This window comes from Pseudomonas kribbensis, assembly GCF_003352185.1.
In the GTDB taxonomy this organism is placed as follows: Bacteria; Pseudomonadota; Gammaproteobacteria; order Pseudomonadales; family Pseudomonadaceae; genus Aquipseudomonas; species Aquipseudomonas kribbensis.
Map to the genome: position 1 here is coordinate 2,356,348 of NZ_CP029608.1, position 15,920 is coordinate 2,372,267.

At 61.4% G+C, this 15,920-nt stretch carries 14 protein-coding genes; 3 read left to right on the top strand and 11 right to left on the bottom strand.

Features of this window, described 5'->3' with window-relative positions; all coding sequences use genetic code 11:
• Window positions 1-212 precede the first annotated feature (212 nt).
• The 3 genes from hglS to DLD99_RS10890 all read right to left on the bottom strand — a co-directional run bounded on the left by hglS (window position 213) and on the right by DLD99_RS10890 (window position 4,113).
• On the bottom strand, window positions 213-1,592 hold the full coding sequence (gene hglS / locus DLD99_RS10880; protein WP_114882183.1) for a 2-oxoadipate dioxygenase/decarboxylase HglS: 1,380 nt from the start codon (window positions 1,590-1,592) through the stop codon (window positions 213-215).
• 111 nt (window positions 1,593-1,703) lie between these two features.
• Window positions 1,704-2,642 (bottom strand): alpha/beta fold hydrolase, encoded by a 939-nt coding sequence (locus DLD99_RS10885; RefSeq protein ID WP_114882184.1) that lies wholly within the window; start codon window positions 2,640-2,642, stop codon window positions 1,704-1,706.
• Between the two features lie 16 nt (window positions 2,643-2,658).
• A complete protein-coding gene (locus DLD99_RS10890; RefSeq protein ID WP_114882185.1) occupies window positions 2,659-4,113 on the bottom strand; it encodes a flavin-containing monooxygenase in 1,455 nt (484 codons plus the stop codon).
• A gap of 185 nt (window positions 4,114-4,298) precedes the next feature.
• Between DLD99_RS10890 and DLD99_RS10895 the strand changes: the two genes are divergently transcribed.
• From DLD99_RS10895 to DLD99_RS10905, 3 genes are all read left to right on the top strand, one after another.
• Window positions 4,299-5,372: a diguanylate cyclase gene (locus DLD99_RS10895; protein WP_114882186.1), complete on the top strand. Its 1,074-nt coding sequence runs from the start codon at window positions 4,299-4,301 to the stop codon at window positions 5,370-5,372.
• 84 nt (window positions 5,373-5,456) lie between these two features.
• On the top strand, window positions 5,457-6,695 hold the full coding sequence (locus tag DLD99_RS10900) for a M20/M25/M40 family metallo-hydrolase (protein WP_114882187.1): 1,239 nt from the start codon (window positions 5,457-5,459) through the stop codon (window positions 6,693-6,695).
• A gap of 546 nt (window positions 6,696-7,241) precedes the next feature.
• The gene (locus DLD99_RS10905; protein ID WP_114882188.1) at window positions 7,242-7,544 is read left to right on the top strand and encodes a hypothetical protein; all 303 of its coding nucleotides are present in this window, start codon (window positions 7,242-7,244) and stop codon (window positions 7,542-7,544) included.
• A 78-nt stretch (window positions 7,545-7,622) separates the two neighbouring features.
• Here the strand turns inward: DLD99_RS10905 and DLD99_RS10910 are convergent, their stop codons facing one another.
• The 8 genes from DLD99_RS10910 to DLD99_RS10945 form a co-directional block, all read right to left on the bottom strand.
• Window positions 7,623-8,492, bottom strand: a complete 870-nt coding sequence (locus DLD99_RS10910; RefSeq protein WP_085708719.1) for an isocitrate lyase/PEP mutase family protein — start codon at window positions 8,490-8,492, stop codon at window positions 7,623-7,625.
• A gap of 160 nt (window positions 8,493-8,652) precedes the next feature.
• Entirely contained in the window at window positions 8,653-9,687 is a 1,035-nt protein-coding gene (gene astA / locus DLD99_RS10915) for an arginine N-succinyltransferase (protein ID WP_085708718.1), read from the bottom strand.
• A 55-nt stretch (window positions 9,688-9,742) separates the two neighbouring features.
• A complete protein-coding gene (locus DLD99_RS10920; RefSeq protein WP_114882189.1) occupies window positions 9,743-10,759 on the bottom strand; it encodes an arginine N-succinyltransferase in 1,017 nt (338 codons plus the stop codon).
• A 118-nt stretch (window positions 10,760-10,877) separates the two neighbouring features.
• Window positions 10,878-12,227: an APC family permease gene (locus tag DLD99_RS10925; protein WP_114882190.1), complete on the bottom strand. Its 1,350-nt coding sequence runs from the start codon at window positions 12,225-12,227 to the stop codon at window positions 10,878-10,880.
• 87 nt (window positions 12,228-12,314) lie between these two features.
• Window positions 12,315-13,067: an N-formylglutamate amidohydrolase gene (locus DLD99_RS10930; protein WP_114882191.1), complete on the bottom strand. Its 753-nt coding sequence runs from the start codon at window positions 13,065-13,067 to the stop codon at window positions 12,315-12,317.
• On the bottom strand, window positions 13,051-14,382 hold the full coding sequence (locus tag DLD99_RS10935; protein ID WP_114882192.1) for a type I glutamate--ammonia ligase: 1,332 nt from the start codon (window positions 14,380-14,382) through the stop codon (window positions 13,051-13,053). Before DLD99_RS10935 ends, DLD99_RS10930 begins: the two co-directional genes overlap by 17 nt.
• A complete protein-coding gene (locus DLD99_RS10940; RefSeq protein ID WP_114882193.1) occupies window positions 14,379-15,023 on the bottom strand; it encodes a cysteine hydrolase family protein in 645 nt (214 codons plus the stop codon). The genes DLD99_RS10935 and DLD99_RS10940 overlap by 4 nt, the downstream gene beginning before the upstream one ends.
• A gap of 2 nt (window positions 15,024-15,025) precedes the next feature.
• Window positions 15,026-15,880, bottom strand: coding sequence for a MurR/RpiR family transcriptional regulator (locus DLD99_RS10945; RefSeq protein WP_096822903.1), 855 nt, complete (start codon window positions 15,878-15,880; stop codon window positions 15,026-15,028).
• Window positions 15,881-15,920: the final 40 nt, after the last annotated feature.

Consider the following 15,920-nt stretch of genomic DNA (forward strand, 5'->3'; position numbering starts at 1 on the left):
TCAAGGATATGGCACAGAGGGAACTGTTTCCTGGGCGAAAAAACCTGCATTTCAGGCAAAAAGTGCGCAAGAAGTTGCGCAGTACTGCGCAACTTCTTGCGCACTTGGCTGCAGCCCTTGATGTGCAAGGGCTGTAGCGATTCTGATGGGGTTTTTATTACGGGGAACTGCGCAACTTCTTGCGCAGTATGGCCAGGTGCCGCTTCGTCGCGTTATCGGGCAAGCGCCTTCAAACATTCCTCGATCGAACGCCGTTGAGTCTCGGCATACAAGCCCAGTTCATCGATGGTCGAACGTCCCAGCGACAGTTCGAATGACTGCCGGTTGGAATGCTCGCCATAGTGCGTCTGCGCGGCGTCCCCCAGGTTCGACTGAAAAATCCCCGCCGCACTCACCGGCAGGAAATCTTCGTACACCAGCGGTTCGGCTTTCACATAGCCGTCGCGCAACAAAGCTTGCAGCGAAACCTCAGCGGGACGACCCGCCATCAGCCCTTTGTCTGTCAGGAAATAACGGAAATACGCCAATTCCTGCTCGCGCATGCCTTCGAGGCTGTCAGGGAATTCGCTGAAGTGCCGGGTCATCAGCGCGTTGTAGCGTGAGGCATTGGCTTCGTTGGGGAAGTCACCCAACTCTTCTCGTGCCGCATTCAGCAGACGGTCGTACAACGCCCGGCCCTTGGGTGTCAGCGCCGCACCTCGTTGTTCGATCTCGCCGAAGCGAGCGCTGTGGCTGCCGCGGGTTTGCGTCTGGTCGGTGAAGGCGATTGGCTCGTCCAGCGCCTTGAAACTGGTCTGGCGCAGGAGGATCGGATGCTGCCGGCGTGGTGGCCCTTCAATCACCGCTTTGGGCGTGATGCCATGCAGCGGCATCTGCGCCTGAACGATGTCGATGTCCAGAGTACGCGGTGTCAGGTGGTTGATGTGCGGGCCCTTGAAGGCCACGACATCGGCGATCAGACGATGCTGGGCGCTGAGGGTCTGATACTGCGCGGCGGTGACGGTGGCGCTGTGGTGCCAGCGAAAAGTCTCCAGCGCTTGCAGGACAAATTCCCCGGCTTCGGACTCAGTCAGTCCACCAACGGCTTCGGCCTGTTCAATCAGGCGCAATGCCTCTGACGTAAAGATCGAACGCTGATCCAGCACTGATTGCGCGAAGGCCCGCAACTCGGGATCTTCAATCAATTCCAGTCGCAACAACGAAGTGAACACCCGGAACGGGCTGACCTGCAGCGCATCTTCATGCACTGCGCGAAACGCCGTGGAATGCACCGGCACCCCGGCGGGCGTCAAATCGTAATAACCCACCGGTAGCATGCCCATCACCGCAAACAGGCGGGCGAGGGTGGCCAGTTCGGTGGCGGTGCCGACGCGGATCGCGCCATGGCGCTCCATGTCCAGTCGTTCGATTTCGCCGGTGCTGTGCAGTTGACTGGCGATCTGCGGCTCGCGGGCCAGCACTTCGCGGTTGGTCTGCTCCACCAGTTCCATCAAGGCGCCGTACAGCGGCACTTCTTCGCGGTACATGTCGGACATCGCTTTGGAGAAGCGTTGGCGGATCAGGTCGGGGCTGACGAACGGCTGCACGGTCATGAAAAAAATTCCTGGCACGGTCACGTAAAGGATGGAGGAAAAGATCGCAGCCTTCGCCGACGCGGGCAAACGAAGAATCCTACGAACTTCATTCTGCCAACGACTGACCGTTTACCTGTCTGCGCGTGAGTTTTCCCCCAGGAACTCCCGATACAAACGCGCCGTGTTCGTCGGCTGCTCGACCATCGGCATGTGCCCGACGCCGTCCCACACATCCACCCGCAGATTGGCGATGCCCTTGCTCCACACCGGCACACTGCTGACATCGATCAACCGGTCCTTGCGACCCCAGAGCAGCAGCGCCGGGCATTTGATGTCCGGCAACTTCGGTTCCATCGGCGGACTTGCGCGAAAGTCCCGGAAGATCTCTTCCAGTTCGTCACGTTGTTGCTCGTAGCGCTGGGCGATGGCGTCGAGCACCAGGCCGGGCACCCACGGCGGCGAGGCCATGGTCATCGCATAGAAGTGTCGGAATTCTTCCCGGGAATTGATCAGGAACGGATTGTGCCCACGGGCCAGGTGACGCTCCATGTCGCTGGCCTCGGGCGCGGTGACGCCGGCCGGGTCGATCAGCGCCACCGAAGCGATGCGATCCGGGTAGGTCGCCGCCAGCCACGCGGCGATGTAACCGCCCATGGAGTTGCCGATCACGTGGACTTTCTCGACGCCGCAGACGTCGAGCAGCTGAATCATGCGTTTGGCCTGAACCGGAATGTCGTAGCCGCCACCGGCCTTGAAGCCGGTTTCGCCGTGACCGGCCAGGTCCGGGATGATCACCCGATACTGCCCGACAAAGTGCCGGGCGAAGCGCAGCCACAGGTTCTTTTCGGCGCTGTAGCCGTGCAGCATCAGAATGCTGCTCGACGCTTCGTAAGGCCCGCCTTGCCAGGTCGACACCGTCATTTCGGCAATCGGCACTTCAATCTTGTGCAGCCGATACAACCTGGCCTCCAGGGCCGCGCTCAGGTCGTAGAGCCAATGACCGACCGCCGGGTAGCTCAACCAGCTCCAGGCCACGAAAACTGCGAGGGCGACAAACAGCAAAAGCATCGTGGGTCTTCCTTGTTCAAGACAGAATGTGGTCGGCCGGTTTCAGCGCCCGGGTCAAGCGGTGGTAGCTGAAACTGAAGCCGGGAAACATCGCGATCACATGACCGCTCCTGCTTTGATACCAACTGTGGCAGCCGCCGGTTTTCCAGACCGTGCGCTCCATCTCCCGGTGAATCATCTGAGTGTAGGTACGTTCTGCTTCGGGGCGAACTTCGATGCTGCGCAGACCTTTGGCCTGTACGGTGCGGATGCAGTCGAGGATGTAGTTCATCTGCGATTCGATGATGAACAGCGCCGAGGTATGGCCGATGCCGGTGTTCGGCCCGGTGACGATAAACAGGTTGGGAAAGTCCGGCAGGCTGGTGCCGAGGTAGGCACGTGGGTATTGCGCCCAGACATCGCGCAGTTTTACGCCGTTTTTTCCGCTGACCGGGTAGGAAATCACGCCATCGGTAGCGTCGTAACCGGTCGACCAGACAATCAGATCAACGTCGATGTGCTGGCCATCCGTGGTGAGGATGCCGGTTTCATCGAGGGCGGCGATACCTTGTTCGCGGCTGTGCAAGGTGACGTTGGGCCGGGTCAGCGCCGGATAATAGGTGTTGGAGAGCAATACCCTTTTGCAGCCGATGGTGAAGTCAGGTGTCAGTTTTTTCCGCAACTTGGGGTCAGTCACCTGGCGTTTGAGAAATTTCAGCGCCTGGTTCTGCACCATGTGAATCGCCGGTTTCGAATATTTGAAGGCGATGATCCGGGTTTCGAACTGCCAATAGATCAGCCAGCGCAGCAGCTTCCAGGCCGGTTTCAGCCCCAGCAGCCAGCGCTGGAAACGTCCGAACTTTCGGTCGGGGCGCGGCAGCACCCAATGGGGGGTGCGCTGAAAGACGTGCAAGTGCGCGATATCCGGCGCAATCGTCGGGATCACCTGAACGGCACTGGCACCGCTGCCGACGATCGCTACGCGTTTACCGCGATAGTCGTAGCTGTGATCCCAATTGTTTGTATGAAAGGTCTTGCCCTGAAAGTGATCCTGACCGGGGAAGGGCGGCACGACCGGTTGACTCAGCGGTCCGGTGGCATTGATCACGAACTGCGCGTAATAGGTGCCCTTGGCGCCGGTGTGTACGGCCCAGCGCTTTTCGTTTTCATCCCACTCGATGTGCTCGACATCGGCTTGCAGTTCCACCCGCTCGCGCAGGCCGAAACGCTCGATGACGTGTTCGGTGTAGCGATGCAGTTCGGCCTGACCGGCGAACATCTGCGTCCACGGGTAGGGCGCAAACGACAGCGAATACAGCGGCGACGGCACGTCCACCGCCGCGCCGGGGTAGGTGTTCTGGCACCAGGTGCCGCCGAAAAAGTCCCGCCGCTCCAGCAAGCGAAAATCGTCGATGCCGGCCTTGAGCAAATTGACCGCCGCGCACTGGCCGCCAAACCCGCTGCCGATGATCAACACTTGATAGGTCTGCATGGGCCTCCTTCTTAGAGTCTTTTTTCCATTTTCTTCCTTTCATGTATAGCCAATCATTTGCCTGCCGTGTGCCGTAAATGGCAGGCCGCGGGGTCGGAGACTGCCGGCCGCTGGCCGGTGATGGCTATTTAACGTTGCCCTGTTAGACTCCGAGCACATCCTTTTGCGGTGTACTCGAGGCCCTTATGGGAAGAACGGGAGGAAAGGGACTTTCACTGGTCAGGAGGCTTTACACATCGCGAACCCTGGGGCTGGTCCTGGGGCTTTTGTGCGTGAGCGTCGCGATGTATCCGCTCGATCCCCCGGCCTGGGTCTGGGCACTGATGTTGTTCAACGGCCTGGTCTGGCCACACCTGGCGTATCAGTGGGCACGACGCTCGAAAGTCCCCTACCACGCCGAACACCGCAACTTGCTGATCGATGCCTTCCTCGGCGGCCTCTGGGTCGCGGCCATGCAATTCAATCCGCTGCCCAGTGCCACGACCATTTCGATGATGGCGATGAATAACGTTGCCATCGGCGGTCTGCGCTTTCTGCTGGCAGGGTCGGCGGCGCAGTTGCTTGGCGTCGGTGTCGGGCTGGTGGTGTTCGCCCCGGCCTTCATCCCTGCGACCACTCCGGCGCAGATGTATGCCTGTCTGCCGTTGTTGATGCTGTATCCGTTGGCGCTGGGCTGGATCTGCTTTCGTCAGGCCTACACTCTGGGTGTGCAGAAACGTGAATTGCTGGCCCTGAGCCGTACAGACAGCCTCACCGGTCTGCTCAACCACGGCGCCTGGAAGGATCAACTGGACATCGAATTCCTGCGCTGCAAAGGCCAGCAAAAAGGCGCGGCGATTGCGCTGATCGACATCGACCACTTCAAGGCGATCAACGACACCTACGGCCATGTGGCCGGCGATATCGTCCTGCGCCAGTTGAGCAAGATGCTCAAGCAGAACCTGCGCATGGCCGACGTGGCCGGGCGCTACGGCGGCGACGAGTTCTGCGTGATCCTGCCGGACTTGCCGCTGTTCAATGCGGCGCAGGTGATGGAAGCCTTGCGCGAGCGTTTTTCCTTTCTGGTCTACGAGCAGAATCCGGCGTTGAAAGTCAGCCTGAGCATCGGACTGGCCGCACTCGATCCGGCTCACGGCGATGCGACACGCTGGCTTAATGACGCCGATCAGGCGCTGTACGAAGCCAAGGCAACCGGGCGCAACCGGGTGATCTGTTGCAATGACGACAAGCCACGGCGCGAGGTGCTGGGTTCGGTTTGAACGGATGGGGTGTCGCATCCGGGATAGAGCCTTGCGGCGATGTCAGGTACGGTTCAGTACCCGACACGAAACAAGGATTGATTCATGACGTTCAAATTCCCTCGTTCCCTGCTGGCCGCCGGCCTCGGCCTGACCCTCTCTTTCGCAGCCGCTGACGCCTTCGCCGAACCGCACAAACAGGTGCTGGCCGGCGCCGAACAATACAAACCCGAATCCCTGAAACTGCTGGAGCGGCTGGTCAATATCGACTCCGGTTCCGGCGATGAAAAAGGCCTCAAACAAGTCAGCGAAATCGCCATCGACGAGCTGAAAAAACTTGGTGCAACCATCGAACTGGTGCCCAACACCCCGGAAAAAACCAATCACGTGCTCGCCACGCTCAAAGGCACCGGCAAGGCCAGAATCCTGCTGATGGCACACATGGACACGGTGTTCAAGGAAGGCTCCGCCGCCGAGCGACCGTTCACCATCAAGGACGGCCGCGCTTATGGGCCGGGGGTGATGGACGACAAGGGCGGGATCGTCGCCGGCATCTACGCGCTGAAAATTCTGAAGAACCTCGACTTCAAGGACTACGCGCAAATCACCTTCCTGCTCGACGCCAGCGAAGAAACCGGCTCGGAGGTCGCCACCGACCTGATCAAGAAAACCGCCAAGCTTCATGACGTCACCCTCAACCTCGAGCCGGGCCGTCCGGCCGATGGTCTGGTGGTGTGGCGCAAGGGCAGCGCCACCGCGCTGGTCGAGGTCAAGGGCAAGGCTGCTCACGCCGGTGTCGCGCCGGAGCTGGGGCGTAACGCGGCGATGGAAGCGGCGCATCAGATCCTGCAACTGGGCAAGCTCGGCGACGAAGCGAAGAAAACCACCATCAACTTCACCGTGCTCAAGGCCGGCGACCGCACCAACGTGATCCCGGATCAGGCCACGGCCAAGGCTGACGTACGGGCGGCGGTGCCGGAGGAGTTCGACCGGATCGAGAAGGATCTGGCGCGGGTGTCGCAGGACAAGTTGATTCCCGATACCGAAGTGAAAACGTCGTTGCAGCGCGGCTTGCCGCCGATGCCGCAGACGGCGGAGTCGGATCGTTTGATGGCGATGGCTCAGGGGATTTACGGCGAGATTGGCCGCAAGTTGACCGAGGAGGGCAGCGGCGGGGCGGCGGATGCGAGTTTGTCGGCCGGGGTGGGTACGCCGACGCTGGACGGGTTCGGGATTGTTGGCGGCAATATTCATACGCCGGAGGAGTACGCGGAGGTGGAGAGCGTGGCGCCGCGGATTTATCTGTTGTCGCGGATGATTATGGAGTTGGCGAAGGGGCGGTGAGCGGTTCTTCGGTGTAGTGGGTTCGGCGGGGTGTCAGGTTTTCCCCTCACCCCAGCCCTCTCCCGGAGGGAGAGGGGGCCGACCGAGGTGTGCTGCGTCATACATCGACCTGAAATACCGAGTCGATTATGGATTCAGCGCAAATCTTTCACGTCGGTGTATCTCACCAATATCCCCCAATCGGTTCCCTCTCCCTCCGGAAGAGGGCTAGGATGAGGGGGCTTTTGTGGGAAATGAGGAAAGCGTGAGCGGCGCACAACTTTCCAAGACCTTTCCTACAACGTACCCTGTTGCCGCGTTTCGGTATCGACACCTATAGTTCGGGCTCGCGGAAACTTCGCGAACGACCTTGGCCGGTCGATACGGGAACGTACAGTTGTCCAACATATTCAGCGATGTTTGCCTGAGTTGTTGTGTTTTGGCGGCTGTGCGTGGGACACCTTCGGGTGTGCCGGTTCCTGTATCCGGTCGGCCAACCCGCGTACGGCTGCCACCCTCTTCGTTTGGCCGCGAATGGTGATAGCTCTAATTACAGGAGTCACACCAATGTCAGAACAAGTAATCCCCCGCTACCTCCCCATCGACACCTACGACGCCGAATCCCCGGTGCTCTTCATCAATACTCAAAAAGAACTCAGCGACATGGCCGCGTGCGCGATGCACCGTTTTGTGGTCGTGCGCGATCTGGCAGACACCTTTTCCAGTCTCGACCTCAAGGGCATTTCCGATTGTGATCTGACGCGCATTACCAGCGCAGTGCATCTGCTGATGCGAGAGGGCTGCGCCATTCTGAACGTGATTCAGACGCGGGCATTGCAGCGAGAGGAAGGTTACAAGAAAGCGCTCTAGCGGTTTCGCGGCGGGCGCCATGCGAGTGGACTCGTGATGGCGTCGGGCCGCTCTGCCTCTTTGTAGCGTGGTGCGAGGTTACTCTTTGACGCTCATGTATTCCTTGGCCCAGAGGATGTATTCCTCAGGCTGGGTGTAGGTGTGGGTCAGTTCAGTGGCGCTCAGGTCCGAGGCCTGGGTGAAGATCTGGCGCTGTTCGCGCAGGCTGTCGTAAGTGGCCTTGATCGCCGCGAAGTAAGCACCGTGGCCGTCGATGGTCACGCGCACACCCAGTTCGGCCAGGCGTTTGTCGTCGCGCAGAGCCGGGTTGCCGTAGGTCACCAGCATCAGCGGGACGGTCAGGTGTTCGGCGATCTGCTCGAGCTGATCGAAGTCCTGGATGCCGACCATGCAGATACCGTCAGCGCCGGCGGCCTGGTAATGCTTGGTGCGGCTGATGATTTCCTGGTTCGGCAGGATGCCGGCGTTGGTCCGGGCGATGATCGCCATTTCCGAGTCGACCCGGGCTTCCAGTGCCGCGCGGATCTTGCCGACGCCTTCGGCTACGGTGATCAGGTCAGTGGATTTACGGCCGAATTGTGCTGGCAGCAGGGTGTCTTCGATGGTCAGTGCGGCGACGCCCGCGCGTTCCAGTTCGACGATGGTGCGCATCACGTTGAGCGCGTTGCCGTAGCCGTGGTCGGCGTCGGCGATCACCGGCAACTGGGCGACGCGGCCGATACGGGTGGCCTGCTCGGCGAATTCACTGAGGGTGATCAGGGCAAAGTCCGGGGCGCCCAGCACCTGCAACGAGGCGACCGAGCCGCCGAGAATCCCTACTTCAAAACCCAGGTCAGCGGCGATGCGGGCGGACATCGGATCGAACACCGAGGCGGTGTGATAGCAGGTGTCGGAAGCCAGCAGCTGACGGAAGTTACGGCGCAAATCTTGATGAGAAAGCCTGGTCATACGAGTTCCACCAATACAAAGGAATGGAAAGGCTTGAGCAAAGGTGTCAACGCCGAAGGTGAAAAGGCTATCACGCCAATGGGTCAAGGATCATGACGAATTAACGAGGAAGTTAACCAGGAAAAACCTGTTCAGGCTTTCTTGCTGCAGGCAGAGGCGCTCAGGCCGCCACTGCCTGCTGCTGTTGATTGGGCAACGGCACTGCCCGTACCGAGTTGCCCGGCTGCAATTGCAGGCGTTTGGCGGTGAGGCGGTCGATCACCAGACTGCTGCCGACCCGGCGTCCCGCAGCGACGGTGATGCGGCAGTTTTCCAGACGGCGATTGTGGATCAGCCACAGCGGCGCCTGTTCGTCCGGCGTGCCGATGCTTAGCGTCAGTTCCAGACTGTCGCGAACGGTACGGATACTGCGGATCGGTGCTTCGATCACCGGGCCACCGTCAAAGATGTCGATGTAGCCTTTGTGGGCGAAACCCTCGGACTGAAGGATCTTCAGCGCCGGTTCGGTGTTGGGGTGGGCCTGGCCGATCACGGCCTGGGCCTGTTCGGTAAGCAGGCAGGTGTACAGCGGCTGGCGCGGCATCAGTTCGGCGATGAACGCTTTGTTGCCCAGTCCGGACAGGTGGTCGGCGTGGCTGAAGTCCATCTGGAAGAAGTGTCGGCCCAGACTGTCCCAGAACGGCGAACAGCCTTGTTCGTCGGCACTGCCGCGCAGCTCGGCGATCATCTTTTCGCCGAACAGATGCGGGAATTCGGCAACGAACAGCAAACGCCCCAGCGACAGCAGACGTCCATTGCTGCCGTGGCGCTGGTCGTGGCGCAGGAACAGCGAGCACAGTTCCGATTGGCCGGTCAGTTCATTGTTGAGGAACAGGGTCGGGATCTGCCGCTGGATGCCCAGATCCGGTGCCGAACTGACGGTCAGCCCGACCCGGTAGTTGTACCAGGGCTCGCGCAGGCCGACGGCGCCGGCCAGGGCGCTGACCCCGACCACTCGCTGTTCGTCGTCTTCAAGCACGAACAGATAATCGGCATCGGCCCGCTCGACCTGCTCGGCGAACGCCCGTTGCGCCCAGCGTACCCGGTGGGCCAGGCGATCTTCGTTGGCGGGCAGGGTGGTGAACCCCGGCCCGGCCTGTTGCACCAGCGTCATCAACGCTGGCAGGTCGCTGACTTGGACCGGACGGACAATCATGCTGCAACTCCTTTTGCGCGCCTGCTCGGGCACTGTCGTTGGGTGAGGGCGCGATTCACAGGGTAATCACCCGGATCGTGTCGCCAGCGCCGACATTCAGCGCTGCGCATATCGCCGGCGTAAGTGCCAGGGGTTGACCAGGCTGGTAATCCAGCTCGGCGACCACCGCCCTGTAGCCATGCAGTGCATCGTTGCTCACCAGATAACGACCGCGGGCGTCGATCAGAGGTTCCTCTTGAACCGTCGCGATCTGGCTCTGCACGATCGAGCGGATGTTGGCGGTGCGCGCGTACAAGGTCGGGCCGGCATCGAACAGGTCGATGTAGCTGTTGGTTTCAAAGCCTTCGCGCTCAAGGATGTCGAACGCTTCCTGACCATCCGGGTGGATGCGGCCGATGCACTCCTGCGCCGCCAGCGGCAGCATCGGCACGTAGATCGGGTATTGCGGCATCAGTTCGGCGAGAAACGTACGGCTCTGCAAGCCGCACAGGCGCTCGGCCTCGACGTAGGGCAGGTCGAAGAAATGTTTGCCCAGTGCATCCCAGAACGGCGAGTGGCCTTGAGCGTCGCTGTAGCCAACGATTTCGGTGATCACCGCTTCGGCAAATCGTTGCGCGTGGGCAGCGATGAACAGCAGGCGCGCCCGTGACAACAATTCCGAGAACGGCGTGCGCACCAGCGCAGCGTCGATGTGAAAACCGCGTAGCAGCGTGTGGCCACTCAGGTCGTGGCACAGCGAAAGCGCCGGCACGCCATGTTCGATGTTCAGTTCCCGCGAAGCGCTGGTGAAATGGCGATTGCGCAGGCTGTAGAACGGTTCGTTGAATCCGGCAGTGGCGAGAATTTCCGAGCAGCCGACCAGGCGACGGCTGTCCAGGTCTTCCAGCACGAAAAAGTAATTCTCCGGGCCCTGGGCCGCAGCATCCGTGTCGAACGAGGCGCAGGACGCGGCGATCTTTTCGCCCAGGTGCTGGCTGTCATCCGGCAGGGACGTGACGCCCACCAGGCTGTCGCGAGCCAGTTGTTGCAATTGAGGCAGGTCGTTTGGCTCGACTGGACGTAAGACCAGCATGGATGCACTCCTGTATCAAAAGGTTCGGCACATTCGCCGAACCTGACTATCACTGTCGGTTTCCACGCGTTAAAGCGGCGGTCGCCTGATTTGTTGTCAGACGCCGCCCTTTTTCTTGTCAGCCATTGCTCGGGTCAGGCAGCGCGGTACTGGCGCCGAGCTTGTTCAGGAAGAACAGGTACACCAGACCCAGGGCGATCCAGATCAGGCCGAGTTTCTGCGCATCGACGCCCATGTTGTACATGATGGCCGCGACGATGCCGAAGCCGATCACCGGGCAGATCAGGTGACGGATCACCTGGCCGGACTTCTGCCGGCGCCAGTAGTAATTGATTACGGTCAGGTGCAGCAGCATGAAGCCGCTCAAGGCGCCGAAGTTGACCAGCGAGGTCAGGGTGTCCGCCGAGTTGATGAACAGGTAGCAGATCACCAGCGACAGCACGGCCACCAGATAAATGCTCAGGTACGGCGTGTTGTGTTTCGGGTGAACCTTGGCCAGCACTTTCGGCAGCTTGCCGTCGCGGGCCATGCCGAACAGCAGACGCGACACCGCCGCTTGCGAAGTGATCGCCACCGCCACGCCCCAGGCCAGGGCCGTGGCCACGCCGGTCAGGGTCGCGAGCCAGCTGCCGGCGGCGATTTCGGCGATTTCATAGAACGCGGTGTCGGCGGACTTGAAGCCCATGCCGGCGGCCAGATCGGTAGCGATCCAGGTCTGCACGACGAAAATCGCACCCATCACCACCAGGGTAATCAACGCTGCTTTGCCGACGCTGCGGCCGGGATCGCCCTTGATCTCTTCGGCAAGCGTGGAGATCGCATCGAAACCGAGGAACGACAGCACCGCAATCGACACGGCTTGCATCAGCAGGGCGAAATTGAAGGTTTCCGGGTGATACAGCGGCGCCAGGGTCAACTGGCCGTTGCCGCCGCCGTTGTGCAGGGCGTTCCAGGCGTAGAACAGGAAAATCCCCAACACAACGAGCTGCGCCAGCAGGAACAGTATGTTCATCCGGGCGGTGAAAGTAATGCCGCGCAGGTTGACGAAGGTCGCGCTGACGAGGAATGCCAGGATGAAGCCGACCTTCGGGATGTCCGGGTACAAATGATTGAGCGCCATCGCCGCGTAGACGTAAAGCAGCGGCGGAATCAGCAGGTAGTCGAGCAGCATCAGCCAGCCGGCAAGGAAACCGACGTGTTGATTCAGGCCCCGTTGTGCGTAGGAATAAACCGAGCCGGCGATCGGAAAGGCCCGGGCCATGCTGCCGTAGCTCAGCGCGGTGAAAACCATTGCCACCATGCCGATGATGTACGCCAGAGGCACCATCCCCGGTGCCTCGGCGTTGACGTAGCCATACACGCCGAACGGGGCGATCGGGATCATGAAGATCATCCCGTACACCACCAGGTCGGTCAGTGTCAGGCTACGTTTCAACTCTTGTTTGTAGCCGAACTCTTCTATTTCCATGAAGCGCAACTCCTTGTCAGCCAATCGTTCGTTTTAGTTGTTATGTCGGTCCGTCGTTTACAGCGTCAGCAGCGTTTACAGCAATCTTCAAAGCAGTGGAGCCAGATAATTTGCCCAGCGGGAAACCGCTTCCGGGCTGCGCAGCAGGTCGTTGCGCACCTCGATCAATACCGATTCGAGGCCTCGGGCATCGCCGTGCACCGGCACGGTCATGTCGCCCAGCGGGTCGATTTTGTAGGGCTGGTTGCCGGCGACTTTCAGCGGATGCTGACCGAGCCCGTCGAGCAGGCGCTGGGCGTATGCCTTGGCCTGACCGAACAGAACGCCGACTTCCAGCTCACGCGGCTGGCCGTAATAAACCGGGGTGAAACTGTGAATCCCCACCACCCGCACCGGCCGGCCTTCGGCCAGACGCTCGTCGATCAGTTGTTGCAGCCGTGTATGAAACGGCTTGAACAGGCACTGGCGACGGTATTCGCGGGTCGCTTCGTCGAGCTCGCGATTGCCCGGCACCTGGTAGATTTCGCTCTGCGCCGGAATGCTGTCCGGTGCGTGGCGGGGCCGGTTGAGGTCGATCAGCAGTCGCGAATAATTGGCGCTCAGCAGTGTGGCGCCGATCTTTTCCGAGAGTTGCTCGGCCAGCTCCAGTGCACCGATGTCCCAGGCAATATGTTCACGCGCAGCCGTGTCATCCAGGCCCAGATTGTTCAGGGCATCGGGGATGTAGCGGCTGGCGTGTTCGCACACCAGAATCAGCGGGTGCGTCGAATCTTCACGGGTCAGGTTGTAGACCGGTCGGGTGTACAACCCAAGCTCGGCGGATTCAGTACAGGCGTGCATAGTGCTCACACAGGTCAGCGGGCGAGAGCTGTTCCGTCAGCGCCAGTTCCTCGGTTTTAAGGGCGAAATACGTGTCGAGCAACGGTGCCGGCAGCGCTGCCATCAGCGCTTCGCTGCGACGCAGGCAATCCAGTGCCTGAGCCAAAGAGGCGGGCAGGGCAACGATGCCCCGCGCCTCGCGTTGTTCGTCGTTGAGTGCATCGGGGATTTCATCGGTGATTGCGTTCAGCGCCAGACGCTGTTCGATGCCCAGGCGTCCGGCGATCAGCAGCGCAGCCATCGCCAGGTGCGGCGAGGCAGTGGCGTCCATGGCGCGGAATTCCAGGTTGTATTGTTTCGCCACGGGTTTGTTGCCCAGGCTCACGGTCGGGCAGATGCGCAGCGCCGCTTCGCGGTTCTGCTGGCCCAGACAGGCGTAGGACGCGCTCCAGTGGTGCGGCTGCAAACGCTCGTACGACACCGGGGTCGGCGCGGTGAACGCACACAGCGCCGGCAAGTAATGCAGCACGCCCGCCGCCCAGTGCTGGCCGAGGGTCGACAAGCCATTGCTGGTGCCGGCGTCGTACAACATCGGCTGCCCGGCCAGATCCAGCAGGCTGACGTGCAGATGCACGCCGTTACACACCGCATTGGCGGCGGTCTTCGGCGCAAAGCTCAGATCCAGGCCCATCTGCCGGGCGATTTCGCGGGTGATCTCGCGCACGTTTACGGCGCGATCTGCCGCCGCCACGCCGAGGGTCGGGCGGCAGGTGATTTCGTATTGATGCTTGCCGTATTCGGGCAGGAACATTTCCGGTTCGACACCACCGGCGCGCAACGCACTCAGCAGCCAGCCACCGAATTCCGCGCCCTGGCGCTGGGACTCGAGGGAGAACGCCAGGTGTTCGGCAAAACCGGCGTGCAGATTGAATTCGTGCTCGAACGCGGCGTTGACCTGCAGCCCGAGCTGATCGCGATAACGCTCGATTTCATCGCTCAGCAGTGTGCGCGGGCAGGCGCCCCACGGGCGGCCGTCGGTTTCGCGGATGTCGCCGTGGATGAAATCCAGCGCCGGGGCGGCGGCGTCCGGGCCGTTGCCGACGGTGACGCGGCTGGCGAGGTCGGGAATCAGCCGCAGATCGCCATAGGCGCCCCACGGGTTGGTCGAGGCGATGATGTCCTGCGGCGTCAGCGCACTGTTGGCCGGCACCCAGCCGCAGCCGGCCGCTTGATAGTGTTCCAGCTCATCGGTGGGAAACGAGCGGCCCCGGGTGATGCCGATCAGGTCGGTTGTGACGATGGTGGTCATCGGCAGCGGCGACAGGCGTTCGCTCATGGCTGCATCTCCCGCAGACGACCAAGGACGGTGTCGGTGTCGGTGATCCAGCAATAGCCCTTGATCGCGTTCAGGCAGGCGTCGTGGCGTGCCTCGGTGTAAGTCGCGCAGGCGTCCGCCACCAGAGTCACCAGATAACCCCGGTCGGCAGCGTCGCGCACGGCCATGTCCACGCATTGGTCGGTGACGATGCCGGCGATGATCAGGTGGCGGGTTTCGAGGTTGCGCAGCACGTAGTCGATGTTGGTCGAGTTGAAGACCCCGGAGGAGGTCTTCGGCAGCACGATTTCGTTTTCTGCCGGGGTCAATTCAGCGATGACCTGTGCCTGCGGGCTGCCCTTGGGCAGGTGCATGTCCGACAGTTTGTGATCCAGCGAGCGGTCGCGGCCGTCGGCTGTCAGGCTTTCGATCAGGGTGTGCAGCACATTCTGCCGTGCGTCGCGGAAGGCGTTGAGCAGACGGACCTGATTGGGCACCACTTGCGAGCGTGTGCGATTGAGGAAGTACGCGGCGTCCGGGCCTTCGAGGTGCGGGTCAAACTGCGGTTCGAGCCAGGCACGCTGCATGTCCACCAGCAACAGCGCGGTGTGGTCGGTGACAAACGGCAGGTCCCGCGGCGAGCGGTGGGGAAGGCTGAACATCCTTATTTATCCTCCAGCAAGTGGGTGTCGAAGTCGTTGCGCAGGGCATCGATGCCTTCCAGGCGATCGGCCAGGTCCGGGCTGCGCAGGGTCAGGCAAGCAATCAGCGCTTCGACCTGAGCCAGCGCCGGGACCATGGTGTCGAACGGCGAAGCCGATTCCACCGGGGCGCTGATGATCATGTCCGCCAGTTCGCGCAGCGGCGAGGCGTAGATGTCGGTGAACAGCACGACGCGAGCATTGTTGTTCTTGGCCGCAGTGGCCACGCGCAGGGCCTGGGTCTGGTAGCGGCGATAGTCGAACACCAGCACCACGTCCTGGCGTTGCAGGTCGAACAGACGATCCGGCAGTTGCGCGTTGTCCTCCAGCGCGAAACAGCCGGGGCGCAGCAGACGCAAGTGATTGAGCAGATAGGTGGCCATCAGGCTGCTGAAGCGCCCACCGAAGCAGTAGACCTGATGGCGCGTGTCGAGCAGCCATTGCGCGAGAATCCGCACGTCTTCGGGTTGGGTCAGGGCCTGGGTTTCCGCCAGCAGGTTGTGGCTGTGGGCCAGATAATGGCTCCAGGCGTCGTCCTGGTTCAGGTTCGAGCGGGGTTGCAACAGCGTGCGTGGCGAGCGCAGGCGATGGTCCATGTCACTGAGCAGCGCGTCCTGAAATTCGGCGTAACCGCCAAAACCGAGTTTTTTTACCAGACGCACGATGGTCGGATCGCTGACGCCGGCGTGCTCGGCCAGCCGCGCCATCGGGCCTAGCCCGTTGCGCGGGTACTGATCGAGCAAGGCCCGGACGACTTTGCGCTCTGATGGCGTAAGGTCCAGGCCGGGATCAGTAATCAGGTCTCTGAGAGGGGGCATCCGGGCTCCTGCTGGATGGGGTGTTGGATTCGCTTCACAA